29 protein-coding genes are annotated in these 26,298 nt (G+C 30.5%); 3 read left to right on the top strand and 26 right to left on the bottom strand.

The window, feature by feature from the left end; translation table 11 throughout:
- Nucleotides 1–38: 38 nt before the first annotated feature.
- The 17 genes from trmD to pta form a co-directional block, all read right to left on the bottom strand.
- Complete coding sequence (trmD, locus tag A3M9_RS0100440) at nucleotides 39–773, bottom strand: tRNA (guanosine(37)-N1)-methyltransferase TrmD (protein ID WP_027307450.1); 735 nt, start codon at nucleotides 771–773, stop codon at nucleotides 39–41.
- On the bottom strand, nucleotides 770–1,273 hold the full coding sequence (gene rimM / locus A3M9_RS0100435) for a ribosome maturation factor RimM (protein ID WP_027307449.1): 504 nt from the start codon (nucleotides 1,271–1,273) through the stop codon (nucleotides 770–772). Before rimM ends, trmD begins: the two co-directional genes overlap by 4 nt.
- A gap of 53 nt (nucleotides 1,274–1,326) precedes the next feature.
- A complete protein-coding gene (locus A3M9_RS0100430; RefSeq protein ID WP_027307448.1) occupies nucleotides 1,327–1,554 on the bottom strand; it encodes a KH domain-containing protein in 228 nt (75 codons plus the stop codon).
- A 15-nt stretch (nucleotides 1,555–1,569) separates the two neighbouring features.
- Nucleotides 1,570–1,815, bottom strand: a complete 246-nt coding sequence (gene rpsP / locus A3M9_RS0100425; protein WP_027307447.1) for a 30S ribosomal protein S16 — start codon at nucleotides 1,813–1,815, stop codon at nucleotides 1,570–1,572.
- A 35-nt stretch (nucleotides 1,816–1,850) separates the two neighbouring features.
- Nucleotides 1,851–3,191, bottom strand: a complete 1,341-nt coding sequence (gene ffh, locus A3M9_RS0100420) for a signal recognition particle protein (RefSeq protein WP_027307446.1) — start codon at nucleotides 3,189–3,191, stop codon at nucleotides 1,851–1,853.
- A 15-nt stretch (nucleotides 3,192–3,206) separates the two neighbouring features.
- A complete protein-coding gene (gene ylxM, locus A3M9_RS0100415; protein WP_027307445.1) occupies nucleotides 3,207–3,539 on the bottom strand; it encodes a YlxM family DNA-binding protein in 333 nt (110 codons plus the stop codon).
- A gap of 64 nt (nucleotides 3,540–3,603) precedes the next feature.
- Nucleotides 3,604–4,509 (bottom strand): signal recognition particle-docking protein FtsY, encoded by a 906-nt coding sequence (ftsY, locus tag A3M9_RS0100410; protein WP_027307444.1) that lies wholly within the window; start codon nucleotides 4,507–4,509, stop codon nucleotides 3,604–3,606.
- Between the two features lies 1 nt (nucleotide 4,510).
- Nucleotides 4,511–8,056, bottom strand: a complete 3,546-nt coding sequence (smc, locus tag A3M9_RS0100405; RefSeq protein ID WP_027307443.1) for a chromosome segregation protein SMC — start codon at nucleotides 8,054–8,056, stop codon at nucleotides 4,511–4,513.
- A 200-nt stretch (nucleotides 8,057–8,256) separates the two neighbouring features.
- Nucleotides 8,257–8,517: a stage V sporulation protein S gene (locus A3M9_RS0100400; RefSeq protein WP_027307442.1), complete on the bottom strand. Its 261-nt coding sequence runs from the start codon at nucleotides 8,515–8,517 to the stop codon at nucleotides 8,257–8,259.
- Nucleotides 8,518–8,594: 77 nt separating this feature from the next.
- Nucleotides 8,595–9,659: an elongator complex protein 3 gene (locus A3M9_RS0100395; RefSeq protein WP_035165589.1), complete on the bottom strand. Its 1,065-nt coding sequence runs from the start codon at nucleotides 9,657–9,659 to the stop codon at nucleotides 8,595–8,597.
- 4 nt (nucleotides 9,660–9,663) lie between these two features.
- Nucleotides 9,664–10,371, bottom strand: a complete 708-nt coding sequence (rnc, locus tag A3M9_RS0100390) for a ribonuclease III (RefSeq protein WP_035165588.1) — start codon at nucleotides 10,369–10,371, stop codon at nucleotides 9,664–9,666.
- A 104-nt stretch (nucleotides 10,372–10,475) separates the two neighbouring features.
- Entirely contained in the window at nucleotides 10,476–10,709 is a 234-nt protein-coding gene (acpP, locus tag A3M9_RS0100385; RefSeq protein WP_027307439.1) for an acyl carrier protein, read from the bottom strand.
- Nucleotides 10,710–10,811: 102 nt separating this feature from the next.
- Entirely contained in the window at nucleotides 10,812–11,810 is a 999-nt protein-coding gene (gene plsX, locus A3M9_RS0100380; protein ID WP_027307438.1) for a phosphate acyltransferase PlsX, read from the bottom strand.
- Nucleotides 11,811–11,984: 174 nt separating this feature from the next.
- Nucleotides 11,985–12,161, bottom strand: a complete 177-nt coding sequence (gene rpmF, locus A3M9_RS0100375) for a 50S ribosomal protein L32 (RefSeq protein ID WP_027307437.1) — start codon at nucleotides 12,159–12,161, stop codon at nucleotides 11,985–11,987.
- A gap of 12 nt (nucleotides 12,162–12,173) precedes the next feature.
- Entirely contained in the window at nucleotides 12,174–12,665 is a 492-nt protein-coding gene (locus A3M9_RS0100370; protein ID WP_027307436.1) for a DUF177 domain-containing protein, read from the bottom strand.
- A gap of 115 nt (nucleotides 12,666–12,780) precedes the next feature.
- Nucleotides 12,781–13,980, bottom strand: a complete 1,200-nt coding sequence (locus tag A3M9_RS0100365) for an acetate/propionate family kinase (RefSeq protein WP_027307435.1) — start codon at nucleotides 13,978–13,980, stop codon at nucleotides 12,781–12,783.
- A 22-nt stretch (nucleotides 13,981–14,002) separates the two neighbouring features.
- Nucleotides 14,003–15,007, bottom strand: coding sequence for a phosphate acetyltransferase (gene pta / locus A3M9_RS0100360; protein ID WP_027307434.1), 1,005 nt, complete (start codon nucleotides 15,005–15,007; stop codon nucleotides 14,003–14,005).
- A gap of 115 nt (nucleotides 15,008–15,122) precedes the next feature.
- On the opposite strand from pta, the gene A3M9_RS0100355 reads away from it, so the two are divergent.
- Nucleotides 15,123–16,346: a nucleotidyltransferase gene (locus A3M9_RS0100355; RefSeq protein WP_027307433.1), complete on the top strand. Its 1,224-nt coding sequence runs from the start codon at nucleotides 15,123–15,125 to the stop codon at nucleotides 16,344–16,346.
- Here A3M9_RS0100355 and A3M9_RS0100350 read toward each other — a convergent pair.
- Nucleotides 16,327–17,115 (bottom strand): patatin-like phospholipase family protein, encoded by a 789-nt coding sequence (locus A3M9_RS0100350; RefSeq protein ID WP_027307432.1) that lies wholly within the window; start codon nucleotides 17,113–17,115, stop codon nucleotides 16,327–16,329. The two genes, A3M9_RS0100355 and A3M9_RS0100350, sit on opposite strands and share 20 nt — an antisense overlap.
- A 53-nt stretch (nucleotides 17,116–17,168) precedes the next feature.
- Here A3M9_RS0100350 and A3M9_RS0100345 point away from each other — a divergent pair, with 53 nt between their 5' ends.
- On the top strand, nucleotides 17,169–18,308 hold the full coding sequence (locus A3M9_RS0100345) for a hypothetical protein (protein ID WP_027307431.1): 1,140 nt from the start codon (nucleotides 17,169–17,171) through the stop codon (nucleotides 18,306–18,308).
- Here the strand turns inward: A3M9_RS0100345 and coaD are convergent.
- The 7 genes from coaD to A3M9_RS0100310 form a co-directional block, all read right to left on the bottom strand.
- Complete coding sequence (gene coaD, locus A3M9_RS0100340) at nucleotides 18,298–18,789, bottom strand: pantetheine-phosphate adenylyltransferase (protein ID WP_027307430.1); 492 nt, start codon at nucleotides 18,787–18,789, stop codon at nucleotides 18,298–18,300. The two genes, A3M9_RS0100345 and coaD, sit on opposite strands and share 11 nt — an antisense overlap.
- A gap of 1 nt (nucleotide 18,790) precedes the next feature.
- Nucleotides 18,791–19,345, bottom strand: coding sequence for a 16S rRNA (guanine(966)-N(2))-methyltransferase RsmD (rsmD, locus tag A3M9_RS0100335; RefSeq protein WP_027307429.1), 555 nt, complete (start codon nucleotides 19,343–19,345; stop codon nucleotides 18,791–18,793).
- A 107-nt stretch (nucleotides 19,346–19,452) separates the two neighbouring features.
- Nucleotides 19,453–20,817 (bottom strand): NADP-specific glutamate dehydrogenase, encoded by a 1,365-nt coding sequence (gene gdhA / locus A3M9_RS0100330; protein ID WP_035165586.1) that lies wholly within the window; start codon nucleotides 20,815–20,817, stop codon nucleotides 19,453–19,455.
- A gap of 223 nt (nucleotides 20,818–21,040) precedes the next feature.
- Nucleotides 21,041–21,238, bottom strand: coding sequence for an alpha/beta-type small acid-soluble spore protein (locus A3M9_RS0100325; protein ID WP_035165585.1), 198 nt, complete (start codon nucleotides 21,236–21,238; stop codon nucleotides 21,041–21,043).
- A 101-nt stretch (nucleotides 21,239–21,339) separates the two neighbouring features.
- Nucleotides 21,340–23,394, bottom strand: a complete 2,055-nt coding sequence (gene recG / locus A3M9_RS0100320; RefSeq protein WP_027307426.1) for an ATP-dependent DNA helicase RecG — start codon at nucleotides 23,392–23,394, stop codon at nucleotides 21,340–21,342.
- 61 nt (nucleotides 23,395–23,455) lie between these two features.
- Nucleotides 23,456–25,057 (bottom strand): DAK2 domain-containing protein, encoded by a 1,602-nt coding sequence (locus A3M9_RS0100315; RefSeq protein WP_156897852.1) that lies wholly within the window; start codon nucleotides 25,055–25,057, stop codon nucleotides 23,456–23,458.
- A gap of 57 nt (nucleotides 25,058–25,114) precedes the next feature.
- Nucleotides 25,115–25,465, bottom strand: coding sequence for an Asp23/Gls24 family envelope stress response protein (locus tag A3M9_RS0100310; protein ID WP_027307424.1), 351 nt, complete (start codon nucleotides 25,463–25,465; stop codon nucleotides 25,115–25,117).
- Between the two features lie 230 nt (nucleotides 25,466–25,695).
- Here A3M9_RS0100310 and rpmB point away from each other — a divergent pair, with 230 nt between their 5' ends.
- The gene (gene rpmB, locus A3M9_RS0100305) at nucleotides 25,696–25,887 is read left to right on the top strand and encodes a 50S ribosomal protein L28 (RefSeq protein ID WP_027307423.1); all 192 of its coding nucleotides are present in this window, start codon (nucleotides 25,696–25,698) and stop codon (nucleotides 25,885–25,887) included.
- Nucleotides 25,888–26,099: 212 nt separating this feature from the next.
- Here the strand turns inward: rpmB and A3M9_RS14745 are convergent, their stop codons facing one another.
- Nucleotides 26,100–26,252: a hypothetical protein gene (locus A3M9_RS14745; protein WP_198011920.1), complete on the bottom strand. Its 153-nt coding sequence runs from the start codon at nucleotides 26,250–26,252 to the stop codon at nucleotides 26,100–26,102.
- Between the last annotated feature and the right edge of the window lie 46 nt (nucleotides 26,253–26,298).

The following is a 26,298-nucleotide window of genomic DNA, read 5'->3' as shown; positions in this document are numbered from 1 at the left end:
CAAAATATATCAACAACATTTTTCATATTTTTGACTCTTTACTCTTCTTTTGACTTTATTATTTCATCTAACATATCCTGTTCTTCTTTGGTTAATTTCTTTTTATTTAACAAATCGGGTCTTCTCTCATATGTTATTTTTAATGATTGATATTTTCTCCACCTTCTAATTTTTTCGTGATGACCAGACAACAGTACATCTGGTACCTTCATACCTCTAAAAACTTCCGGTCTTGTATACTGAGGATATTCTAATAGACCATCATAAAAGGACTCATCCTGATAACTTTCTTCCTTAGGTAAAACTCCTGGAACTAACCTACTTATACAATCGATTATTGCCATACTTGCTATTTCTCCACCAGTTAACACAAAATCTCCTATTGAAATTTCTTCGTCTACAATACTTAAAACTCTTTCATCAATTCCCTCATAATGACCACATAAAATTACAATATGTTCCTTTTGTAAAAATCTTTTAGCATCACTTTGTTCAAACCTTTTACCCCTTGGTGACATCATTATTGTATATGGTTTTTTTCCATACCTATTTATTATATAGTCAACTGCATTAAATATAGGCTCTGCCTGCATAACCATACCTGCACCGCCACCATATGGGTAATCATCAACTTTTTTGTGCTTGTTATTAGAAAAATCCCTTATATTTATAGGGTTAATTTCAATAATACCATTTTCCTGTGCTTTTTTTAATATACTGTGGTTTAATGCTTCAAACATCTCAGGAAATAAAGTTAATACATCAAATTTCATCTTAATCCCTCTAATAAATTAATTTTCATAATAGAATTATTTAAATCAACTTGCTTAATAACATCCTTAATTGCTGGTATAAGTAGGCTATTATCATCGTTTTTTATTTCATACACATCATTGCTACCTGTACTAAAAACATCTGTTATTTTTCCTAAATACTCTCCTTCTAAAGTATAAACATCAAGACCTATTAAGTCTGCAATAAAATAAGCATCCTCTTCAAGCTTAACTGCATTTTCCCTATCTACATATAAATATACCTTCTTATATTTTTCAGCCTCTGTCATATTATTTATACCTTCTAATTTCAAAATCACAAGATTTTTAAAATATTTTACTCCCTCAACATTAACCTTTGTATATGCATCCTTATCCTTTATAAACACGAACTTTAACTTATTAAACCTTTTAACATCATCTGTTAAAGGATAAACCTTAACTTCTCCCTTCACTCCGTGCGTATTTATTATCTGACCAACCTTTAAATAATTTTTCATAATATTACCACCCTTTTATGTTAAAAAGAGTTAGGTAATCCTAACTCTTTTTATTATATTATTTCAACTATAACTCTTTTATTTTCCTTAATTGCAGCGGCCTTAACTACAGTTCTTATAGCCTTTGCAATTCTTCCTTGCTTACCTATAACTTTACCCATATCCTCTGGAGCAACCTTTAATTCTATAATAACTGATTGCTCACCAGATATTTCTTTTACCTGAACTTCATCAGGATTGTCAACAAGTGACTTGGCGATTACCTCAACCAATTCCTTCATGGTAATCCACCTCCATTATTCTATAACACCAGCTTTTTTAAATAGACGCTTAACAGTATCTGATGGTTGAGCTCCATTTGCTAACCACTTCTTTGCATTTTCTACATCAATCTTTATATCAGCTGGCTCAGCAATTGGATTGTAGTATCCTATTTCTTCAATGAATCTACCATCTCTTGGTGATCTTGAATCAGCAACAACTATTCTGTAGAAAGGAGCCTTCTTAGCACCCATTCTTCTTAATCTTATCTTTACTGCCATTATTTTCACCTCCTTACAAAGCACGTTGTCATAATTTATTTAAAGAAAGGAAATTTAAATTTCCCTTTTTTCATATTTTTTTGCATATCTCCAAATTGTTTCATCATCTTTCTTGCCTGTTCAAATCCATTTAGTAACTTATTTACTTCTTGAATTGTTGTTCCTGATCCCTTTGCTATTCTCTTCTTTCTACTTGCATTTATAATTGAAGGATTCCTTCTCTCTTCCTTGGTCATTGATTTAATAATTGCTTCTGCATGTAATAATTCCTTTTCATTTACTTCCATATCACCTAACTTTGATACATCTACACCAGGAATCATTTTAACTAAATCCTTCAATGGACCCATCTTTTTCATTTGCTGCATTTGATCAAGGAAATCTTCAAGTGTAAATTCTTGACTTAATATCTTCTTTTCAAGTTCTGCAGCCTTCTTTTCATCAATAGCCTCTTGAGCTTTTTCAATTAGGCTCAATATATCTCCCATTCCAAGGATTCTTGAGGCCATTCTGTCTGGATGAAATACTTCAAAATCATTTAGTTTTTCTCCAGTTCCTACAAACTTTATTGGTGTATTTGTAACTGCCTTTACTGATATAGCAGCTCCACCTCTTGTATCCCCATCTAACTTTGTTAGTATAACACCAGTTAGATCAAGATTACTATTAAAGTGTTCTGCTACATTTACAGCATCCTGTCCTGTCATAGCATCGACTACCAACAAAATTTCATTTGGTTTTACTTCAGATTTTATATTCTTAAGTTCCTGCATAAGCTCTTCATCTATATGAAGACGTCCTGCAGTATCTATGATAACATAGTCTCTTTCTAACTTTTTTGCATTTTCTATACCAGCTTTAGCTATATCCACCGGATTTACCTTATCACCCAAACTGAAGACTGGAATATCAATTTGGTTACCTAATATTTGTAGCTGTTTTATAGCAGCTGGTCTATATACGTCTGCTGCCACAAGAAGTGGCTTCTTATTGTGCTTTTTTAAATGTAGTGCAAGTTTTGCGGCCATTGTAGTCTTACCAGCCCCTTGAAGACCAACCAACATAATTACTGTAGGTGGATTATTAGCTGGTTTTAATTTGCTTTCTGTGCTTCCCATTAATTTAATTAATTCTTCATTAACTATTTTTATAACCTGCTGTGCTGGAGTTAAACTCTCCATTACCTCTTCTCCAACAGCCCTTTCAGAAACACTATTAATAAAATCCTTAACAACTTTATAGTTAACATCAGCTTCAAGAAGGGCTAATTTAACTTCACGCATTGCATCCTTTACGTCCTTTTCAGTTAATTTACCCTTACCCCTTAATTTTTTAAATGTTTCTTGAAGCTTAGACGTAAGCCCTTCAAAAGCCATAAGATGACCTCCTAATCAAATATCTAAAAGCTTGTTTAATATATCCAGTGATTTTTTTATGTCATCATATTCTTGATATTTACTCAAAAGATTTTTTATTTTAATAAGCTCCTGTTTTTGTTTCAAAAACCTGTCAACCAAACCTAATTCTTCTTCGTAATCTAACAGTGCCTTTTCACTTCTTTTTATTATATCATGTACTGCCTGCCTTGAAATGCCATATTCCTCAGCAATCTCAGCAAGGGACATATCCTCTTCAAAATGCCTTGACATTATATCTCGTTGTTTTTCAGTTAACAGATTTCTATAAAAATCTAACAAAAGAATAATATAACTTAATCTATCCATATCAGCACATCCCTAAATGATAATAACAAAATATATTGAATGTGTCAAGTATTTTTACTTAACATCAAAACAAAGCATCTGCAAATTCTTTTGGATCAAACTCCTGTAGATCCTCAATTCCCTCTCCTACACCTATCATTGAAACAGGAATATTTAGCTCATTGGCAATTGATATTACAACTCCACCCTTTGCTGTTCCATCTAATTTGGTTAAAATTAGTCCATTAACATTTGCCACATTCATAAACTCCTTTGCTTGATTTAATGCATTTTGGCCTGTTGTAGCATCAAGCACAAGGAAGGTTTTTTTGTAGGCATTTTCGTATTCTCTTTCTACTATCCTATTTATTTTTCTAAGCTCCTCCATTAAATTCTTCTTATTATGAAGTCTACCAGCAGTATCACAAATTAATATATCTACTCCTCTCGCCTTTGCTGCTTGAATGGCATCAAAGACAACTGCTGCTGGATCAGCACCCTCTTGATGCTTTATAATATCAACTCCACTTCTTTTAGCCCACACTTCAAGTTGATCTATAGCAGCTGCTCTAAATGTATCTGCTGCTGCAAGCATAACTTTATACCCTTTTTGTTTTAAGTAGTGTGACATTTTACCAATTGAAGTTGTTTTTCCAACTCCATTTACACCAACAACTATATACACAGCAGGAGTTGATTTTGGAATAACTGAATGTTTTTCATTGTCTAAAATATCTGCAATTATTTCCTTTAAAAGTTCTTTTACCTTCGAAGGATCATCTATACGATTTTCCTTAACCTTTTTTCTCATCATCTCTATTATCTTTGTTGTAGTGCTAACACCAACATCTGATGTTATTAATATCTCCTCTAATTCTTCATATAATTCCTCATCTATTGTCTTTGTAAAGGACAATAGTGCATCTACCTTATCGTTTATTACATTTCTCGTTTTTGTAAGTCCTTGTTTTAGTTTTTCAAACCAAGACATATTATTTTCCTCCCTCTAACTTTAATGAGACAACCTTTGATACTCCCTTTTCCTCCATTGTAACACCATAAAGAGTATCTGCCGCTGCCATTGAACCCTTTCTATGAGTTATTATAATAAATTGTGTCCTTGTTGAATAGTCCTTTAAGAAATCAGCAAATCTATTTACATTGGCATCATCTAATGCCGCTTCTATTTCGTCAAGAACACAAAATGGCGTCGGCTTCATCTTTAATATTGCAAAAATAAGTGCTATCGCAGCAAGACCCCTTTCTCCACCAGATAGTAGTGATAATGTTTGAAGTTTTTTACCTGGAGGTTGAACTATAATTTCTATTCCTGAATTTAGCACGTCCTCTCCATCAAGCCTTAAATCTGCATAACCTCCACCAAACAATTCCTTGAAGGTTAAGTTAAAGTTTTCCCTTATAATTCTAAAATTATATTTAAATTGTTCTGTCATCTTTTGAACCATTTCATTTATTACTCCAACCAAGGATTTTTCAGCATTAATCAAATCTTCCCTTTGTTGTTTTAAGAAAGAATATCTTTCAACAACTCTTTTATATTCTTCAATTGAATTTACATTTACATCTCCAAGAGATCTTATATTCGCTTTAAGCTCATTTACTCTTTTTGATATTTCCCCTACATTTTTAATTTCCTTTTTATACTTTACTGCCTGAGGAATTGATAATTCATACTCTTCCCAAAGTTTATTTGTTAAAACCTCAATCTCATTTTCAAGCTTATTTTTCATAATATCAAGTTTATGAATAGAATTTATAATTGATGCAATACTCTCTTCTATTTCTACAATATCCTTTTCTTTGCTCTGTATTATATCTGTAAATTCTCTCTTCTTTCCCTCAAATAAATAATATTCTTCCTTAACTTTTATAATATCTTCTGCATACTTTTGTAATTCTATTAAATTTTTTCTTATATTTTCTTTAGTCTGTTCTATCTTTATATTTAAATTTTCTATTTCTAATTCATAATTTTTAATCCTATTTTCATAATTATTTTTTTCCTTTTCTAACTGCTTTCTTCTTTCACTTATTCCCTCTAAAATTTTATTTTTTTCTGCATATAATATTCTTTTATCTGTTAGTTCCTTATAAAGAACATCCTTTTTAACCTGTAAATCCTTTATATCTCTTTGAGTATTCTCAACATATTCTTGAATTGAAGCTTGTTTTTCCTCTAAAACCTTCAATTGCTGTTCTCTTTCCTCAAGCTTTTTCTTGACATTTTGTGTTTCTATTTCAATATGTTCTAATTCTACTTCAATATCCTTTATATTTTTATTTATATCTTCAATTTGTTTTTCATAAAATAGCTGTTTTCCAACTAATATCTGTATTTCCTTTTCAATTGATTTTATTTCCTGCTCTATCTCATTCTTTTTAATAAAATAATCGTTGATCTTTTCACTATTTAAAGCGATATTTTTATCATATTTTAGAGCTGTTTCCTTTAGTATCTTTATATCTGCATTTAATTCTTCAATCTCATTTTTTCTTGAAAAAATACCGTGGCTTTTAGCTACACTACCACCAGTAAAGCTTCCACCAGCATTTATAACATCTCCCTCTAATGTAACTATCCTTAGAGCATAATCTATTTCCTTTGCTATATTTTTAGCATTTTCTAAATTATCACAAATAAGTACCCTGCCTAAAATATTTCCAACTACATTTTTATACACTTCATCAAAACTTACAATCTCATTAGCAAGTCCTAAATATCCAGACATTTGTTTTATCTTTTGGTCTATGATATATGGTTTATATTTAACAGTATTTAATGGATAGAAGGTAACCCTTCCTATATTATTTTTTTTAAGAACATCTATAAGCTGTATTGCTACACTCTCATTTTTAACAACAATATTTTGAATAGCAGCACCAAGTGCAATTTCAACTGCAACTTCATACCCTTTTGGAACTTTTATAATATCTGATACTGCCCCTAAAACACCAAAATTTTCTTTATAATTAGTCAAAATGTATTTTGTAGCTTTATTAAATCCCTCTAATTCATTTTCCATAGAAACTAAAGCATTACATCTTGCCTCTTTTGACCTTATATCTGAAATAAGATTATTTTTTTCTGATTGTAATCTCTTTCCTTCCTGTTCTAAAAAGCTAATCTGTTGAAGAACTGAATTAAATAAGTCGGTTTTATTTTTCCTTTTTTCACTTAAATTATTATAATTATTATCATTTTCTTCTTTTTCCTTTTTAACTTTTTCTAACTCTTCTTCCTTTTGACTTCTTATATAATTTATTTGTTCTTTACGTCTATCAAAATTTTGTAATGTTATTTCATAGGAACTAATTTTATTTTTTTCTTGAGATATATCATTAAGAAGCTGAAGCAAATTTGATTTCTTCTCATCTATATCAGACTCTATTGTGATATATTTTTGGTTTAAACTATTATATTCCTTTTCAATTTTATCTATCTCATTCTTAATTAATTGTATCTCATCTAATACCTCATTATTATCTAATCCTAAGTTTTGTATACTTGATTCTACCTCTAAAATATATTCTTTGTTATTCTCAATTTCATTCTTTAATCTATCTATTTCATTTATAAAGTTTGCATATCTCTCATTTAATACCTTAATTTCACCCTGCTTATTTTCTTGATTCTTTTCAAGCTCCAATCTTTCTGTTGAAACTCTTTCTAATTCCTTTTCTATTTCAATAAGGTTTTGCTTTAAAGAAACTACTTCTTCCTTTAAAATTTGCTTTCTTTTTTCTTCCTGTTCCTTGGTTTGGTTTATTTCATCCGAATCTACTGTAAGTTTTTTATATTTTTCTCTTGCCTCATTATAATTGTTTAATATTAAGTTTATTTCTAATTCCTTCAATTCTTCTTTAAATGATAAATATTTTTTAGCAACCTCGGATTGTTCCCTTAATGGTTCAATCTGTGATTCTAATTCCGAAATGATATCATCAATTCTTAATAGATTTTGTCTTGTATTTTCAAGCTTTCTTTCTGCCTCTAACTTTCTTGTCTTGTATTTTACTATACCTGCAGCTTCTTCAAATAAATTTCTTCTATCTTCTGAACGCGTACTTAAAATTTCATCTACTCTTCCTTGTCCGATTAAAGAATATCCATCCTTACCTATCCCTGTATCCATAAAAATCTCTTGAATATCCCTTAATCTACAGGGTGTATTATTAATTAAATATTCACTTTCCCCAGAACGGTAAAGTCTTCTTGTAACAGTTATTTCTGTATATTCAATTGGAACAATTCCATCAGAATTATCGATTGTTAAAGAAACCTCTGCACAGCCCAATGGTTTTCTTGTCTCTGTTCCTGCAAAAATAACATCCTCCATCTTTGCTCCTCTTAAAGTTTTAGCACTCTGTTCCCCTAAAACCCATCTTATAGCATCAGATATATTACTTTTACCACTACCATTTGGACCTACTATTGCAGTAATTCCTCCATTAAAATCAAGTTCAATTTTATCTGCAAATGACTTAAAACCCTTAACTTCAATTCGTTTTAAATACAATCTAAACACCCTCTCTAATTGTAAAAAAATAAAAATGCATTTATGTTCTGGTGTCCCATAAAAAATCTAACATATTTATTTTAATTATATAATTAAACAGGTGTCAAGCTAAGTTGAAAACAAAGTGCCATAAATAAGTAAAAGAATTAAACACTTCTACTATTTATGGCACTTGCTTATAATCATTATATTAATTTTAATTATCTTGGTTCCACAATAAATTTGATTGCTGTTCTTTCTTCCCCATCTATTTCAACTTCTGAAAATGCTGGGATAACAACCAAGTCAATGCCATTTGGTGCTACAAAACCTCTTGTTATTGCAATAGCCTTTATTGCTTGATTTACTGCACCTGCACCTATAGCTTGTATTTCTGCTGATGCTCTTTCTCTTAAAGTTGCAGCTAAAGCTCCTGCTACAGCTTTTGGTTGTGATTGAGCTGATACCTTTAATACTTCCATATATAACTCCTCCTTCATATAGACTATAATTATCACTCTCCTATTATATATTCTATATAAAGGAGTTTTTTCCTTCTTTATATAATCGAGTTAATATAATCAAATAACGACATTTTATAACATTTTTCTTCGTTTCTTAAGCATATTTCAAATAGATCTAAATCAGTAGATTGGTGTACCTTGACCTTTTTGTCGGAAATTTGTTGTAGAATGTCGTTAAAAAATCTTTTCTTATCTGAATATATTTTTGATAGCGTTTTCTGATTAACAATCAAGTCTATTGATTTTGATTCTTTGAAATACATATTAATATAATATAAAATCATATCATTTAATAAACTTGATTCAACAAGCTCTCTAAAGGCTGGATGAAAAGGACCAGCCACTACATTTTTACCAAGAGTAAAATCCTCTGAAACCTGTAGACCTATTTTCATTATATAAATATTGTTTTTATAAAATAGTTTGTAAAGTTCCTTACATATATATACGGCATCCATTAATTCTAAAGGTTTGTATATACCTTTTTTATATAATACCTCTAAATAGGTATCCTTAACTACAAGCGTTGGATAAATTCTAACAAAATCAGGTTTTAATTCAATAAATTTTTTTGCAGTATATATATCCTTTTCAAAGGAATCTCCATAAAGCCCCACCATCATTTGGAGACCTAATTTAAAGCCATATTCTTTTATTAATTTTGAGGCATTAACAACATCTTCACTACTATGCCCTCTACACTGTTTCATTAATACATCATCATCCATTGATTGTGCACCAAGCTCTATATTCTTCACACCATATTTTTTAAGATAGTCAAGTATTTCCCTATCTATATAATCTGGTCTTGTAGATAATCTAATCTCATCAACTAATCCTTTATCTACATACTCCTTGGCTATACTTAAAAATTCCTTCTGTTTTTCTATTTCTATCCCTGTAAAACTTCCTCCAAAAAAAGAAATCTCAATATGTGAATTATTTCTATCTATAGTTTTTAGATGTTCTTCAATTATCTTATAAACATCTTCAGCCTCTACATCATTGTATTGACCTGTAATTCTTTTTTGGTTACAGAAAATACAATCGTGAGGACACCCCTTATGTGGAACAAAAATTGGTATTATAAAATGCTTCATATTACTAATCAACTCCTAATGTTCTCAATGCTTCCCTTGCTGCATTTTGTTCTGCCTCTTTTTTACTCTTTCCTATTCCCTTGCCATATAAAGTATCATCAAGATAAACATTAATTTCAAATGTTTTATTATGATCAGGTCCATATTCATTTGCTACCCTATACACAATTTTTTTATTTATATCTCTTTGAACATACTCCTGTAGTTTAGATTTATAATCATTGTAGTTTATATCATTGCTGAATAGTTCAATTTTTTCCTCTAAATTCTTAATAACAAACTTCTTAGCCTTTTCATATCCCCTATCAAGATATATTGCAGCTATTACTGCTTCACAGCAATCCGCAAGGAGAGAATCCTTTTCTCTCCCTCCAGTAAGTTCTTCACCTTTTCCTATCCTTAAATATTCATTAAACTTTAATCTTCTTGCTATCTCTGCCAAAGAGGACTCACAAACAACTGCTGCTCTAATCCTTGTTAATTTACCTTCGTGCTTATTTTTAAACTTTTTAAATAGATATTCACTTACTATTAAACTTAAAACTGAATCACCTAAAAATTCCAATCTCTCGTTATGGGAATTATATCCTAAATTAAACTGATTTGCATATGAACTATGCGTTAGTGCAATATCTAATAAACCTATATTTTCAAAATCCACATCAATTATTTCTTCCAAATGCTTTAACTGTTTCTTTCTTATTTTATCCATATAAAGCCCCCTAATGGTTTTTTGTCACATTTCATAAGTTAACTTTATATTAATAAAATTAACTTATGAAATATGTTAAAAGCCCCGAATAAATCGGGACTATGTTAAAAATCTGTATTTTCCTTTATGTACTCAACAACATCTCCAACAGTTTGAATTTTTTCTGCCTCTTCATCTGGAATTTCTAAGTCAAACTCATCTTCAAGAGCCATTATTAATTCAACAACATCTAATGAATCAGCACCTAAATCATCCATAAATGATGATTCCATTGTTATATCGTCAGGATCTATTCCTAAAACTTCTGAAATTCTTTCCTTAACTCTTTCAAATATCATAAGTTCACCTCCCTTCAAACTCAACTATATAATATTACATATAATGTAAAGAGTCAACATAAATTATTATTTCTTATTTATATTATGAATAGATTATATTTCTTATTCAATATTTATCTTAAGTAACTCTTCCTTTATATCATCAAGTATTCCGCCATCATAGGCTGCTTTTGCCTGTCTTATTGCGTTTTTAAAGGCCTTTGCATTTGAGCTTCCATGGGCCTTTATAACCAGACCATCAACACCAAGCAGTATCGCCCCTCCATATTCTGTATAGTCAAATTTCCTTTTAAAATTTTTAAATACAGGTTTTAAAAGAAGTCCTCCTATCTTACTTCTTAAAGTTGACATTATTTCCTTTTTCAAAATTTCAAATATGGTACCTGCTACTCCTTCATATACCTTTAAAATCATATTTCCTGTAAATCCATCGCACACAACAACTTGAACATCGCCATTTGGTATATCTCTTCCTTCTATATTACCTACAAATCCATTTATTCTATTTTTTATAAGTTCAAAGCTTTGTTTTGTCAATTCATTACCCTTTTCTTCCTCTGAACCTATATTTGCAAGTGCTATCTTTGGAGTATTAATTCCCAAAACCTTATTTACATACACTTCTCCCATCATAGCAAATTGTAGTAAATTGTTAGGTTTACAATCTGCGTTTGCTCCAGCATCAACAATTACAAATGGGCCATTTTTACCTGGCAATACCGGAGTCAAAGCAGCTCTATCGATTCCTTTTATCCTTCCTAATAGGAATATACCTCCTGCTAAAATAGCACCTGTACTTCCAGCAGATATAAGTGCGTCAGCTTTTCCTTCCTTTAATAATTTAAAGGCAATAACTAATGATGAATCTTTTTTCCTTCTTATAGCCATAGTTGGTGATTCGTTATTCTCAATAATATCTGTAGCATTAACAATTTCAATATTTAATCCAGTAGTATCATACTTTTTTATTTCATTTTTTACTTCCTCTTCTCTACCTACTAAAATAATATCTAAATTAAATTCCTTTGCAGCTTCAACTGCACCCTTTACTATCTCCTGTGGAGCATTATCTCCACCCATTGCATCTATTACAACTCTCATTGTATCCCTCCTTACTTTGTTAATTTTTAGTATACTATTTTTTCAAATTAATTCAAGATAGTTGTAAAAATTACTAAAATTTTTATTTTAACATAGTCTAATAATAAAGCAATGAAATAATTTTATTTGGAACAAATTTTTTATATAAAAAAAGAAAGTCTACAAGAGACTTTCTTATTTCTCAACAACTACTCTATTTTTGTAGTAACCACAATTTCCACACACTCTATGTGCAAGTTTCATTTCATGGCATTGTGGGCACTCAACCATTCCTGGCATAGCTAATTTCCAAGTTTGTGCTCTTCTCATATCTCTTCTTGACTTTGAATGTCTTCTGGCTGGATTACCCATAGTTACACCTCCTTAATCTCGGTTAAAAAAATTTTTTAATTTTTCTAGTCGTGGATCAATAATTTGTGTATCACAACTACAAGTTGATTTATTTAAATTTGTGCCACAAACTGGGCACAATCCTTTACAGGATTCACTACAAAGAGTTTTTAAAGGTACATTTAGAAATATATTATCCTCTATTAATTTTGTTATATCAATTTTGTTGTCATTGATTGTATAACCTAATTCATCCTGTGACTTGTTAAACTCTTCTTCAAAATCAATATTTAAATCCTTAACCACTTCATCAAGGCACCTTGAGCAAACAGTTTTAACCTTAGCAAAAATGTTACCTTTAAAAACAATACCATCCTCATTTTTATTTAAAGTACCTTCTATATGTATAGGCCCTTCAAATGAATACTCATTGTTATTAAAATCCAATGTTTTTAGATTGAAATCTTCACTAACTATTTTACTTTCAGATTTACCTGTAAGTAAATCCTGTACATCAATCTTCATAAACTCACCTCAATCAAAGTGCCACAATTAATTATATAAGCTGTATTTTGAAAAGTCAAGGCTTAAATTATGATATGGGAAGAAAAATATGTTTATTTTTCTTCCCATAATTTTATTATAATCCTCTTACTATTTCAACAGTATCACGAGCTATCATTAATTCTTCGTTAGTTGGTATTACAAACACCTTAACCCTTGAATCTTCTGTTGAAATTTCTTGTATCTTTCCTCTTACCTTATTCTTTTCTGCATCAACTTTAATTCCAAGATATTCCATATTCTTGCATACTTCAAATCTTGTTTCTGGTGAATTTTCACCAAGTCCAGCTGTAAATACTAATACATCAAGTCCACCCATAGCAGCAGTATAAGCACCTATATATTTTTTTACTTTATAGTGGAATACATCAAGTGCTAATTGAGCTCTTTCATTTCCATCAAAAGCTGCGTTTTCAATATCTCTAAAGTCACTGCTTACACCTGAAATTCCAAGTACACCTGATTTTTTATTCATTATATTATTTACTTCTTCATAGCTTAAATTTTCTTCCTTTTGTAGGAAAGTTACTATAGCTGGGTCAATATCTCCACATCTTGTTCCCATAGCAAGACCTTCAAGTGGAGTGAATCCCATACTTGTATCAACTGATTTTCCACCATCTATTGCCGCAACGCTTGCACCATTTCCTAAGTGACAAGTAATTATCTTTAAGTCCTTAATATCCTTACCTACTTGTTCTGCTGCAACCTTTGATACATACTTGTGGGATGTTCCATGGAATCCATATCTTCTTATTCCATGCTTTTCATATAATTCATATGGTAGTGCATACATATATGCATGCTTTGGCATTGTTTGATGGAATGCAGTATCAAAAACAGCAACCATTGGAGTTTGTGGCATTAAATCCTTACATGCATTAATTCCTATAATGTTTGGTGGGTTATGTAATGGTGCAAGGTGTGTACATTCTTCAAGAACCTTCATAACATCCTCTGTAATTAGAACTGATCCTGAATATTTTTCACCACCATGAACTACTCTATGACCTACAGCTGAAATTTCATTCATATCTTTAATTACACCATAGTTTTCATCTAAAAGAGCATCAAGAACTACCTTAATAGCATCCTTATGATCCTTCATTGGCTTTTCAACAACAATTTTATCCATTCCTTCTGGTTGATGCTTAAGTTGTGAGCCTTCTATACCTATTCTTTCAACAAGGCCCTTTGCCATTACCTTTTCATTTTCCATATTAATTAATTGATACTTTAAAGATGAACTTCCACAGTTGATTACTAATACCTTCATTAGTTTATCCCCTTTCCTTATTTTATAGATTGATTCCTTGTGCTTGAACTGCTGTTATAGCAACAACATTTATTATATCTTCAATGCTGCATCCTCTTGATAAGTCATTTACAGGTGCAGCAAATCCTTGGCATATTGGTCCTATTGCTTCAGCATTAGCTAATCTTTGAACAAGCTTATATCCTATATTACCAGCTTGTAAATCAGGGAATACTAAAACATTAGCTTTACCTGCAACTGTACTATTTGGAGCCTTTAATTCAGCAACCTTTGGTACTATTGCAGCATCTAATTGTAATTCTCCATCTATCATTAAGTGTGGTGCCTTTTCCTTTGCTATTTCAGTAGCCTTAACAACCTTATCTACAAGTTCATGCTTTGCACTTCCCTTAGTTGAGAAGGATAACATAGCAATTCTTGGTTCAATTCCACATAGAACCTTTCCTGTATTTGCTGTAGCTATTGCAATTGAAGCAAGTTCCTCTGCTGTTGGATTTGGATTAACAGCACAGTCTGCAAATAACATTAATCCATCTTCACCATATTGCTTGTTTGGTATTTCCATAACAAAGCAGCTTGAAACTATTGACATACCTGGTGCTGTCTTTATTATTTGAAGAGCTGGTCTTAAAAGGTCCCCTGTTGAGTGAATAGCACCTGAAACAAGACCATCTGCATCCTTCATCTTTACCATCATTGTACCAAAGTATATTTCATCCTTAATTATCTCTCTTGCTTGTTCTATTGTTACTCCCTTACTCTTTCTTAATTCATAAAATTGTTCAGCGTATGTATCGAATTTTTCTGATAGAACTGGGTCAATTATTTCTACACCCTCTATGTTTGCTCCAACTTCCTTTGCTGTTGCTTCAATTTCTTCTCTTTTACCTATTAAAACTACCTCAGCTAGACCTTCTCTTTTAATTATTTCAGCAGCCTTTACAGTTCTTTTTTCATTTCCTTCTGGTAAAACTATTCTTTTCTTGTCTTGTCTTGCTTTTTCCCATATAGTTTGCATTATTGACATAATCATACCCCTTTCTTTTTATATTATTACGCATTGTAAAACTATTTATCAATGCGTGACAAATAATCTTTTTATAAATATAATATAGTTATCATATTATTAGGAGGTATTATTAATGAATGTTACAGGAATAATTGTAGAATACAATCCACTACATAATGGTCATATTTATCATATAAATAAAACAAAGAAAATAACAAAGTGCGATGCACTAATTGCTGTTATGAGTGGTTCTTTTGTACAGCGAGGCGAGCCTGCCTTTGTTGATAAATGGTCAAGAACAAAGATGGCCCTATATGCTGGTGTAGATTTAGTAATAGAACTTCCTGTAATATACTCAAAATCAAGTGCAGAAGGCTTTGCCTTTGGTGCTATAGCAACCTTAGACTCAACTAAAATTGTTAATAACATATGTTTTGGTAGTGAATGTGGAGATATATCTCTACTCTATAAAATTGCAGAAGTTTTAGTCTATGAACCCTATGAATATAAACAATATTTAAAAGATTACCTTAAATTAGGGATATCATTTCCTTCTGCCAGGTTAAAAAGTCTCAACAATTATATAATATATCACAATTTGTTAAATGTAAATGATATTAATGTAGAAAATATACTAAAAAACTCAAATAACATACTAGGAATCGAATATATAAAGTCAATCTTGAAATTAAACTCAAATTTAAAGCCCTTTACAATAAAAAGAATCGTAAATAAATATAATCAAGAGAACTTAACAGGAAATATATCCAGTGCAACCTCCATAAGAAAAAATATAAACAATCAAGAAGTTTTAAATTCTATGCCTGAATTCTGCTATAAAATAATTAAAGAAGAAATACAAAATAATAATGCCCCCATAAGCTTAAAAAGCTTCGAGGACATAATTTATTATTTAATAAGAACAAAATCGCCAAATGAACTTAAAAATATAATAGATGTATCAGAGGGATTAGAATTTAAATTAAAACAGGCTGCTGAAGATACCTATGATATATTTAAACTTATAGAATATGTGAAATCTAAGAGATATACACAAACAAGAATTCAACGTATACTCATAAATATACTATTAAATCATACGAATGATATACTTTATAAAGTAAATAGAAAACCTGAATACATAAGAATTTTAGGTTTTAATAATAAAGGTCGTGAACTTATCAAAATGATGAAAAAGCAATCTTCTATTCCAATAATAACAAATCCCAAAAGGGATGATTATGAAAAATTAAAGTTAGATATAGACGCATCTGACATCTATGCACTTGCACTAAAGGGCAATAAAAAACTATCTAAAGGTGATTTAAAAACAAGCCCTATCTACTGGCAGCTATAAAATCTAATTCCTTTATTAACCCATCTATTTCCTTTATAGCTGCCTGTCTTCCCTTTTCTATAGTCTCCTCTGCATGTTCAAAACCAATAGGATCTACATCGTCAATATCAACCCTTATAAGCTTATCTGCCTCCTGCTTTTTAAGTTCAAATAATTCCTTCTCCATTAAATCTATGGATTCATAAAGAACGTGAAATATACTTTTGCAATTTGATGTCTTTAGATTAAATCCAACATCTACACCTATTACATAGTCAACACCATAATTTTTCAATATTTTAGCCGGGACTCTTTCTAATACACCTCCATCCACCAAAACCATATTATCCTTATAAACCGGAATAAAAACACCGGGTATAGATATACTTGCTCTAATTGCTTCATAAATTTTCCCCTCTTCGAATACAACAAGTCTTTTACTTTTTAAATCAGTAGCAACAACAAAAAATTTTTTATTTAAGTCCTTAAATTCCTTATCCTTAGTTAATAATTTCATTATTTCGCATATTCTTTCACCTTTTATAAAACCTAATCTTGGTACTGATACATCAATATAGGTCTTTTTATTAAGGTTTTTACAAAGAGATGCTGCATATTTAAAATCAAAACCACTACAATATAATGCACCAATCACTGAACCTATACTGCTTCCTGATACCGCGTCTGCTATTATTCCGTATTTTTCTAATACTTCTATTACTCCAATATGTGCAAGTCCCCTTGATGCTCCAGAACCTAATGCTAATCCTATTTTTAGATTTTTATACATATACCATCCCCGCCAATCATAAATATTAAATAAAAAAGAGTTCTGAGGTGGCTATGGAAAAAATATTTTTTATACTAATTGCACTATCATTTATATTATTATTTATAAAAAAATATAATAATGCAGGATTAAAATTAATGATTTTTGTAATTTTAATTTTAATAATCTTAAACCCAAATGTATCTTTAAATTCTGCAAAGGATGGATTAAATTTATTTTTGTATACAGTCTTCCCTTCTCTTTTTCCATTTTTCATTATTAATGATTTACTTATGTCAGTTGGAATTGCAGAAAATATTGCTATTATTTTCAATAAGCCTATAAATAGAATATTTAAAACATCAGGATATGGTGCATATGCCTTTATAATTAGCATTTTTTCAGGCTATCCTGCAGGCGCAAAGGTAGTTAAAGAGCTTATTGAGGCAAAAAAAATATCCCCTAAAGAAAGGGAAAGAATACTTACCTTTAGCAGCACATCAGGCCCTTTGTTTATAATAGGTGCCGTAGGTGCTGGTATGTTAAAGAGTAATCTATTAGGATATATTTTATATGCATCTCATATAATAGCTTCTGTATTGAACGGCATTATATGTAATCTGTTCTCTAAAAGAGAAAAAAAGGATTATATATATGAACATAAAAATACTATTTTAAATTTAAACAATTCAATCAAAAACTCCCTAATAACTATGGGATTTATATCTGGATATATTATATTTTTTTCAGTAATAATTAACCTGTTGGATACAATTAGTTTTTTTAATATAATATCTGTTATATTATCAAAATTATTTAATGTTAATAGTTTTAGCCTTTCGATTTTCATTAAATCACTTTTTGAAATATCTAACGGCTGTAAACTTATAGTTTCATCAAGTATTTCTAATAAACTGTTGGTAATCAGCTTTATTTTATCCTTTAGTGGAATTTCAATACTTTATCAAGTAAAGGGCGTTCTTTATGGTTGTAATGTTAGTTTTAAAAAATATATACTGTCAAAAATTAATCACGGCATATTATCTTCAATAGTTTGCTATTTTATATGTAAAATAACAAATATTAATACAATTAAATTTAATTACCAAATTAATATAAATCATTTGTTTGTATATTCAGCTATTTCATTATTAATTCTCATTTTAATTTTAAATACTTTTTACTATTTATGTAATAAAAAAACTACCGACTGACTGTAAATTTTTCCTTTATATCATCTATAATTTCATCTGGAACTAATCCCTTTAAGCATCCACCATACATTGCTACCTGTTTAACTGAGGATGAGCTTAAATAGGAATATTGGCTGCTTGTCATCATAAACAATGTTTCAATGTTTTCATCTAATTTATTATTCATAAGAGCCATTTGAAACTCGTATTCAAAATCAGAAACAGCACGAAGACCTTTTATTATTATTTTTGATTCCTTTTTTCTCATAAAATCTATTAGTAGACCTTTGAAACTTTCGACTTCCACATTTTCTAAATCTTTTGTAACTCTCTTTATTAATTCAACCCTCTCATTTACATTAAACAGAGGGTTTTTTTTCTCTGGATTTTCTAATACCGCAACTATTACCCTATCAAAAATTTTAGATGCCCTTTGTATTATATCAAGATGACCATTTGTGATAGGATCAAAGCTGCCTGGATATACAACTACCTTTGACATTTTATTCCTCCTTACTCCAAAAGGCTATCGCAGTTCGTCCGTATTTTTCTACCCTTACTTTTTTAATATTGCCAATTATATCTGGTAGGACATCATTTACATCCTGTTCAGATACAATAACACCATTATCATCTAATAAACCCTTTTCGTAAATGGACTTAATAGACTTTTCTACTAATCCCTTACCATATGGGGGATCTAAGAATATCAAATCAAATTTCTCCCCACGTTTTGCTAATATCTCTACTGCCGAAAAAGCATCCTGTTTATAATATTCACAATAGTCCTCAAACTTAAGATTTTTTATATTATCAACTAAGTAATTATAGGCTTCTTTGTTTTGTTCAATAAAAATGCACTTTTTAGCCCCTCTACTTATTGCCTCTAAGCCTAAATTTCCACTACCTGCAAACAAATCAAGTACATTTTCATAGCTATAATGATAATCTAATATATTAAACATTGATTCCTTTACTCTATCTGATGTAGGCCTTGTATTTAATCCCTCTGGTGCTTTAATAATCCTTCCTCTTGCAGTGCCTGTTATTATCCTCATATAATGCCCTCCTTATATAAGCCTTTAAATATTTTAACACATATTGCAAAAAAGTAAAATAAGAACCATTGAGGCAATAAAAAAGAACCCCGAAGGGTTCTTTTTTATTAATAGTTTCCTTGTGAATGCATTGCATCTGCAACCTTTATAAATCCAGCAATATTTGCACCTGCTACAAGATTATATCCAAATCCATAGTCTTCTGATGCCTTAACAACATTGTTATATATATTTACCATAATTTGATGTAATTTTTGGTCTACTTCTTCAGCTGTCCAAGACATTCTCATGCTGTTTTGTGACATTTCAAGTGCTGATGTTGCAACACCACCTGCATTAGCAGCCTTTGCTGGCCCTACAACTACTCCATTTTCTAAGAAATATTGTATAGCTTCATTTGTACAAGGCATATTAGCACCTTCACAAACATACTTAACACCATTAGCAACAATTTGCTTAGCATGTTCTAAATGTATATCGTTTTGAGTTGCACAAGGCATTACTATATCAACCTTTACACCCCATGGTTTTTCTCCTGGGAAGAATTGAACTCCAAACTTATCAGCATAATCTTGCACTCTATCTCTTCCTGAATTTCTCATTTCTAATAGATAATCAATCTTTTCTCCTACAACTCCGTCTGGATCGTAGATGTATCCGTCTGGTCCTGATAGAGTAACAACCTTACCACCTAAATCAGCAACCTTCTTACAAGCACCCCATGCAACATTACCAAATCCTGAAACAGCAACTGTCTTACCTTCAAATGTTTCTCCATCGTGTTTTAACATTTCTTGACAGAAATATGTAACTCCATATCCTGTTGCTTCTGGTCTTATTAAGCTACCGCCATATGATAGTCCTTTTCCTGTTAATACACCATTTTCAAAGGCACCTCTAATTCTTCTATAATGGCCATATAAATAACCTATTTCTCTTGCACCAACTCCAATATCTCCTGCAGGAACGTCAACATCTGGTCCTATATGTCTGTATAGCTCTGTCATAAAGCTTTGACAGAATCTCATTATTTCAGCATCAGATTTTCCTCTTGGGTCAAAATCTGAACCACCTTTTCCACCGCCTATTGGTAGACCTGTTAATGAATTCTTTAATATTTGCTCAAATCCTAAGAATTTAATTACACTTAATGTTACTGATGGATGGAATCTTAATCCTCCCTTGTATGGTCCAATTGCACCATTAAATTGAACTCTAAATCCTCTATTTACATGTAGATTTCCTTGGTCATCCACCCATGGCACTTTAAACATTATTTGTCTTTCTGGTTCACAAAATCTTTCTAATAGGTTTTCTTCAATATATTCTGGGTGTTTTTCCAAAACAGGTATTAGTGAAGGAAGAACTTCTTCAACTGCTTGTAAAAATTCAGGCTCATGAGGATTTCTCTTCTTTACATTTTCAATTACATGTGCTACATAGTCAGCAGGTGACATTTTTACTTTAACCATTTAAATACCCCCTCTTGCTTTCGCAATCTTCTAATAATATTATGCATTATTTCCTTCATTTTATCAAGTCAAAAAAAATGAATTTTTCATTATTTTTTAAATTCATATTCTTTTAATTACGTTTTTCTTTATTTTTTGAATTATTTTAATTTTTGTTAATAATTTCGTTGTTACATACAAAAGAAAAGGGACCTTATTAAAAGGCCCCTTTTCTTTTGTATTGTTATTTACCTGCTAAGTTTCTTTCGTAAGCTTCTACCATCTTCTTAACCATGTAGCCACCTACTGAACCACAATCTCTTGATGTCATATTTCCCCAATATCCTGATGTTGGAACTTGAACTCCTATTTCATTTGCAACCTCATACTTAAACTGTTGTAATGCTGCCTTAGCTTCAGGTACTATTGTTCTGTTTTTCATTTTAATGCACCTCCTGTTTGTTTTTCTATTATTAATTTAACCCATTTTGAGTTTTTTACTCTGGTAATTAGAGATGACTATTAATGGAGGTGCTATTTTTGTTAATTAAACGTAGCTGTATCAATTTTTTCTTTAAATAACAAATTTATTTTATTTTTTAAAGGTATAAATTCTTCATTATCAATTATATTTTCTTCGATTATTTTTTTAGCTAAATCCTTTGTAGTTTTTAAAATCTCAATATCTTTTAAAATATCTGCTATCTTTAAATCCGGCAAACCATGTTGTCTTAAACCAAAAAGCTCCCCTGTTCCTCTTAATTCTAAATCCTTTTCTGATATAACAAATCCATCATTTGTTTTAGTCATAATGTTCAATCTCTCAATCGATTCTTTATTAGTCGCATCGGATATTAATATGCAATAGGACTTTAAATTGCCTCTTCCAACTCTTCCTCTTAATTGGTGTAACTGAGCAAGTCCAAATCTCTCGGCATTTTCTACTACCATAACAGTTGCATTAGGAACATTAACTCCTACTTCTACAACAGTAGTAGATACCAAAACCTTTACTTTACCTTCTTTATAATTTTGCATTATGAAATCTTTTTCTTCATTTGACATTTTTCCGTGCAATATTGCCGCCATATTTGTGTTTCCATTAAATATATTATTTACAAGATATTCGTATGCCTCCTCTGCAGAAATTGCTTCTATTTTTTCAGATTCCTCAACCAATGGACACACAATATATGCTTGCTTACCTTCCTCTACCTCTTTTTTTATAAAATTATATACTCTCTCCCTCATTGTGCTTCTAACAAAGTAAGTATCTATCTTCTGCCTTCCCTTTGGAAGTTCATTTATTATAGATATATCCATATCACCATATAAAAAGAGAGCAAGAGTTCTTGGTATAGGTGTTGCAGTCATAACCAAAACGTGGGGATTATGTCCCTTTGAAATAAGAGCTGACCTTTGTCTAACACCAAATCTATGCTGTTCATCTGTAACAACCAATGCCAAGTTTTTAAATTCAACATTTTCCTGTAGTAGTGCATGTGTGCCTATAATTATATCAATTTCCCCATTTAAAAGGGCTCCTAATATTTTTTCCTTTTGTTTTTTAGAGGTACTTCCTGTTATCAGTTCTATATTTAATCCAAATCTATCTAAAAGAGATTTAACAGAATGATAGTGCTGTTCTGCTAAAATTTCAGTAGGTGCCAGCATAGCCGCTTGATATCCTGCCATTGCACAATTAAACATTGCAATTGCTGCAATAACAGTTTTACCTGAACCTACGTCACCCTGAACTAATCTATTCATAGGTTTGTTCTTCTTCATATCAAGTAAAATTTCTCTAACTGTTCTTGATTGTGCATTAGTAAGTTCAAAGGGCAGAGCCTGTTTTAAATCTTTTAATTTATCCGATAATTGTATAGGATATGCAGTTAAGTCTGAGCTTATACTTTTTTTAAAATATTGTAATCCAAGTTGTAATATAAAAAGTTCTTCAAACTTTAGCCTATAAATACTTTTATCTAACATACTTTTATTCTTTGGAAAATGTATATTTTCTATAGCAGTATATATATCTAAAAGTTTATAGTCTCTTAAAAGCTTTTCAGGCAATATCTCCTGAACTACATCTTCTTTTTTATCTAAAGCATTTTTTATAATTTTTCTTAAATTCTTTTGAGTCATATATTTATTTAATGGATATAGAGGTAAAATATTTTCACCAACTTCTAAACTTTCCTGATAGTTTTTTTCATACTTAGGGTCAACTATCTGTAGTTCTGCATATCTTCTATTTATTTTTCCATAAAGTAATACTTTTTCGCCAACTTTAAATGTTTTCTTCATATAAGGTTGATTAAACCATATACCTGTAATATATCCTGTATCATCTTTAAAAACAACAGAAGTAAGTCTTTTCCCAGACTGTGTTTTTTTAGTACCATTAATTAAAGCAACTTCAACAATCAATGTTGCTATTTCCCCATCCTTTAAATCCTTAATTTTTTTTATACTTTGTCTGTCCTCATAATCTCTTGGAAAATAATAAATAGCCTCTTCAACTGTTTTAATTCCAAGCAAATTTAAATAATGTGCATTTTTTTCTCCAACACCCTTTAAGTATCTTATATCCATATTGTCACGTCCTTTTTATTTTTAAACGCCATGAACTTTTAATCCATGGCGTTTATAATAACTATTCTACAGATATTAAATAATAATAAAGTGGTTGTCCACCATAATATATAGTAACATCTAAATTCTTATACTTTTCTTCTAATTTACCTTGTAAAACCTCTGCCTCTTCTTCAGTTATTCCATTACCGTAGAACACTGTTATCAATTGGCTATTCTCATCTACCAATGTATCTATTAACTTTAATGTAATTTCTTCAAGGTCTTCAGAAGCTTCTATTAATTTGCCATTGGCAATTGCAATCTTATTACCCTCTTTAACTTCTACATCATTAAATACGGTATCTCTAACAGCAAATGTTACTTGACCTGTTTTTACAGTTTTTATAACTTCACACAATGCTTCAAAGTTTTCATCTGGACTTGCATCATAGTCAAAGGATACAAGTGCAGTAACTCCTTGAGGTATGCTCTTAGTTGGTACAACATAAACATTTTTGTTTGATAGATCTCTTGCCTGCTCAGCAGCTAATATTATATTACTATTGTTAGGTAAAACAAAAATGTTTTTAGCATTAATACTATTAATTGCTGATAAAATATCCTGTGTACTTGGATTCATTGTTTGGCCGCCTTCAATTACAAAATCAGCTCCTAAATCCTTAAATATGTTTGTTATCCCATCCCCCATTGCAACAGTTACAATTCCATATTCCTTCTCTTCCTGCTTAGCTTCACTTTTTACTTCTATCTTTTCTTCTTCATCCACAATATGTCTATGTTGTTCCTTCATATTATCTATTTTTATCTTCATAAGTTCTCCAACTTTTAATGCCTCTTCAAGAACAATTCCAGGATTATTAGTATGGATGTGTACCTTTATTAATTCTTCTGTACCAACTACAACCATTGAATCTCCAAGATGCTCTATCTTATTCTTAAATTTATCAGGGTCTGCTCCTTTAGTTTTTATAAAGAATTCTGTACAATAGGCAAACTTAATATCCTCTGTATTAAATACATCTTGAACAATAACTTTTTCTTCTTTCTTTGTTTCAAAGTCCTTTTTAATCTCTTCAACTTTACCCTCTATTATGTATTTTAACATTCCTTTATAAATTACTAAAAGTCCCATACCACCTGCATCAACAACATTTGCCTGTTTTAATACAGGTAGTATTTCTGGAGTTTTATTTAAAGATTGCTCTGCTGCCTTACAAACTTGAGTTAAAAATTCTTCAAAGTCTGACGTATGCTTTGCAATTTCAATTGCTTTATCTGCTGATTCTCTTGATACTGTTAATATGGTACCTTCAGTTGGTTTCATAACTGCCTTATAGGCAGTTGCTACTCCCTCCTTTAAAGCAAGTGCAAAATCCTTAGTAGATACTTTTTCTTTATCCTTTAAAAATTTAGCAAATCCCCTTATAAGCTGTGACAAAATAACACCGGAGTTACCTCTTGCCCCCATTAATGTTCCCATAGAAGCTGCATCAACAACTGCCTTTATATTCTCATTTGTAACCTTATTAAGTTCTGTTACTGCTGACATCATAGTAGCTGACATATTAGTTCCAGTATCACCATCTGGAACAGGGAAAACGTTAAGTGCATTAACCATTTCTTTGTTTCTTTCAAGCTCATATGCACCATTTATAATCATATTTTTTAAGCTATGTCCATCAATAACATTAATCTTCAAAGTCAGTACCTCCTAACATTACACTCTTATTCCTTGAATATTTACAGTGATCTTTTTTACATCTATTCCTGTTAAAGCTTCAATTGTATACTTAACCTTTTGCATTATGTTATCAGCAATTACTGATATCTTTGTTCCATATTCAACTATGATGTAAAGATTAACTATAATTCCATCGTCTTCAGATATTATTTTAACACCTTTACTTAGATTTTCTCTTTTTAGTAATTCCCAAAATCCATCACTTGCTCTCTTTGATGCCATTCCAACAACTCCATAACACTCCATTGTAGCTGCGCCAGCTATGTTTGCTAAAACTTCATCAGAGTATTCTATAAAACCAAATTCATTATTTACTTTAACAGCCATTTTTAAACCTCCCAAAACTTCTTATTCTATTTATTAATTGTATATTAAATACATTTTTTATTCAAGATATATAATATAAAAAATAATCAACTGTAAAGTAAAAACACTTTACAAATCAAAAAAATAAATATATAATGTAATAGGATGATTACTCCGGTTGCAATTATTTTTTATATCTGATAAAATATTTACAGTCAAAGCAAGCGACTTCATAAAGGAGGTGTAATACAATGTCAAGAAGATGCGAAATATGCAATAAAGGACTAGTATTTGGTGTACAATACAGCCACTCACACCGTAAATCAAACAGAACTTGGGCTCCAAACATAAAGAGAGTTAAAGCTGTTGTAGATGGTCAAACTAAGCGTATATATGTTTGTACAAGATGCCTACGTTCAGGAAAAGTACAACGTGCTCTATAAAAAATGTGCTTATTTAAGCACATTTTTTATTTTAACAAATTTTATTTATACCATATATTATAATACAAACACCTACTACTAAAACCCAAACCCACCAGGGTGCAATTATTGCTAAAATTAACCCTAAACCAAAAAATATAAGTAACAGGCCAATATAATATCTATCACACCACAACTTTTTTATTTTTTTAATTGTACTCATTCAGATCCTCCTAAAAATTATTATTGTAATATTTTATTCCAAAATAAATGAATATAAAACCTATTGCCGTCATCCAAATCCAAAGTGGCAGAAAAATCAATATTAATACTATACCTATTCCAATTAAAAAATATGAAATCAATCTTTTAAATTTATAATTCATATAAAAAACCCCATAATAGCTGCTTTATATTATTATATGCATCTAC

Source organism: Caloramator sp. ALD01 (assembly GCF_000472625.1).
Taxonomy (GTDB): Bacteria; Bacillota; Clostridia; order Clostridiales; family Caloramatoraceae; genus Thermobrachium; species Thermobrachium proteoclasticum.
Note: the sequence above shows the minus strand (reverse complement) of the source record. Positions and strands in the feature narration are given on the sequence as shown.

Bases quoted from the DNA above. Each gene is read 5' to 3' on its own strand.
- A3M9_RS0100345 (WP_027307431.1), top strand. From the start codon at position 17,169: ATGGAAAAAATATTTTTTATACTAATTGCACTATCATTTATATTATTA.
- gdhA (WP_035165586.1), bottom strand. From the start codon at position 20,817: ATGGTTAAAGTAAAAATGTCACCTGCTGACTATGTAGCACATGTAATT.
- rpmF (WP_027307437.1), bottom strand. From the start codon at position 12,161: ATGGGTAATCCAGCCAGAAGACATTCAAAGTCAAGAAGAGATATGAGA.
- rsmD (WP_027307429.1), bottom strand. From the start codon at position 19,345: ATGAGGATAATAACAGGCACTGCAAGAGGAAGGATTATTAAAGCACCA.
- A3M9_RS0100395 (WP_035165589.1), bottom strand. From the start codon at position 9,659: ATGAAGCATTTTATAATACCAATTTTTGTTCCACATAAGGGGTGTCCT.
- A3M9_RS0100430 (WP_027307448.1), bottom strand. From the start codon at position 1,554: ATGAAGGAATTGGTTGAGGTAATCGCCAAGTCACTTGTTGACAATCCT.
- rpsP (WP_027307447.1), bottom strand. From the start codon at position 1,815: ATGGCAGTAAAGATAAGATTAAGAAGAATGGGTGCTAAGAAGGCTCCT.
- A3M9_RS0100370 (WP_027307436.1), bottom strand. From the start codon at position 12,665: ATGAAGATTGATGTACAGGATTTACTTACAGGTAAATCTGAAAGTAAA.
- A3M9_RS0100365 (WP_027307435.1), bottom strand. From the start codon at position 13,980: ATGAAGGTATTAGTAATCAACTGTGGAAGTTCATCTTTAAAGTATCAA.
- ffh (WP_027307446.1), bottom strand. From the start codon at position 3,191: ATGGCTTTTGAAGGGCTTACGTCTAAGCTTCAAGAAACATTTAAAAAA.
- rimM (WP_027307449.1), bottom strand. From the start codon at position 1,273: ATGAAAAATTATTTAAAGGTTGGTCAGATAATAAATACGCACGGAGTG.
- acpP (WP_027307439.1), bottom strand. From the start codon at position 10,709: ATGATATTTGAAAGAGTTAAGGAAAGAATTTCAGAAGTTTTAGGAATA.
- ftsY (WP_027307444.1), bottom strand. From the start codon at position 4,509: ATGTCTTGGTTTGAAAAACTAAAACAAGGACTTACAAAAACGAGAAAT.
- A3M9_RS0100350 (WP_027307432.1), bottom strand. From the start codon at position 17,115: ATGTATAAAAATCTAAAAATAGGATTAGCATTAGGTTCTGGAGCATCA.
- plsX (WP_027307438.1), bottom strand. From the start codon at position 11,810: ATGAGAGTTGTAATAGATGCAATGGGTGGAGATAATGCTCCACAGGAG.
- ylxM (WP_027307445.1), bottom strand. From the start codon at position 3,539: ATGGATAGATTAAGTTATATTATTCTTTTGTTAGATTTTTATAGAAAT.
- pta (WP_027307434.1), bottom strand. From the start codon at position 15,007: ATGTCAATAATGCAAACTATATGGGAAAAAGCAAGACAAGACAAGAAA.
- A3M9_RS0100315 (WP_156897852.1), bottom strand. From the start codon at position 25,057: ATGATTATAAATGGTGCATATGAGCTTGAAAGAAACAAAGAAATGGTT.
- A3M9_RS0100310 (WP_027307424.1), bottom strand. From the start codon at position 25,465: ATGGCTGTTAAAGTAAATAATGAATTTGGTTTTATAGAATACTCTGAT.
- A3M9_RS0100400 (WP_027307442.1), bottom strand. From the start codon at position 8,517: ATGGAAGTATTAAAGGTATCAGCTCAATCACAACCAAAAGCTGTAGCA.
- rpmB (WP_027307423.1), top strand. From the start codon at position 25,696: ATGTCAAGAAGATGCGAAATATGCAATAAAGGACTAGTATTTGGTGTA.
- A3M9_RS0100325 (WP_035165585.1), bottom strand. From the start codon at position 21,238: ATGAAAAACAGAACAATAGTACCTGAAGCTAAGGCAGCATTACAACAG.
- A3M9_RS14745 (WP_198011920.1), bottom strand. From the start codon at position 26,252: ATGAATTATAAATTTAAAAGATTGATTTCATATTTTTTAATTGGAATA.
- rnc (WP_035165588.1), bottom strand. From the start codon at position 10,371: ATGGATAAAATAAGAAAGAAACAGTTAAAGCATTTGGAAGAAATAATT.
- A3M9_RS0100355 (WP_027307433.1), top strand. From the start codon at position 15,123: ATGAATGTTACAGGAATAATTGTAGAATACAATCCACTACATAATGGT.
- recG (WP_027307426.1), bottom strand. From the start codon at position 23,394: ATGGATATAAGATACTTAAAGGGTGTTGGAGAAAAAAATGCACATTAT.
- trmD (WP_027307450.1), bottom strand. From the start codon at position 773: ATGAAATTTGATGTATTAACTTTATTTCCTGAGATGTTTGAAGCATTA.
- coaD (WP_027307430.1), bottom strand. From the start codon at position 18,789: ATGTCAAAGGTAGTTGTATATCCAGGCAGCTTTGATCCTATCACAAAT.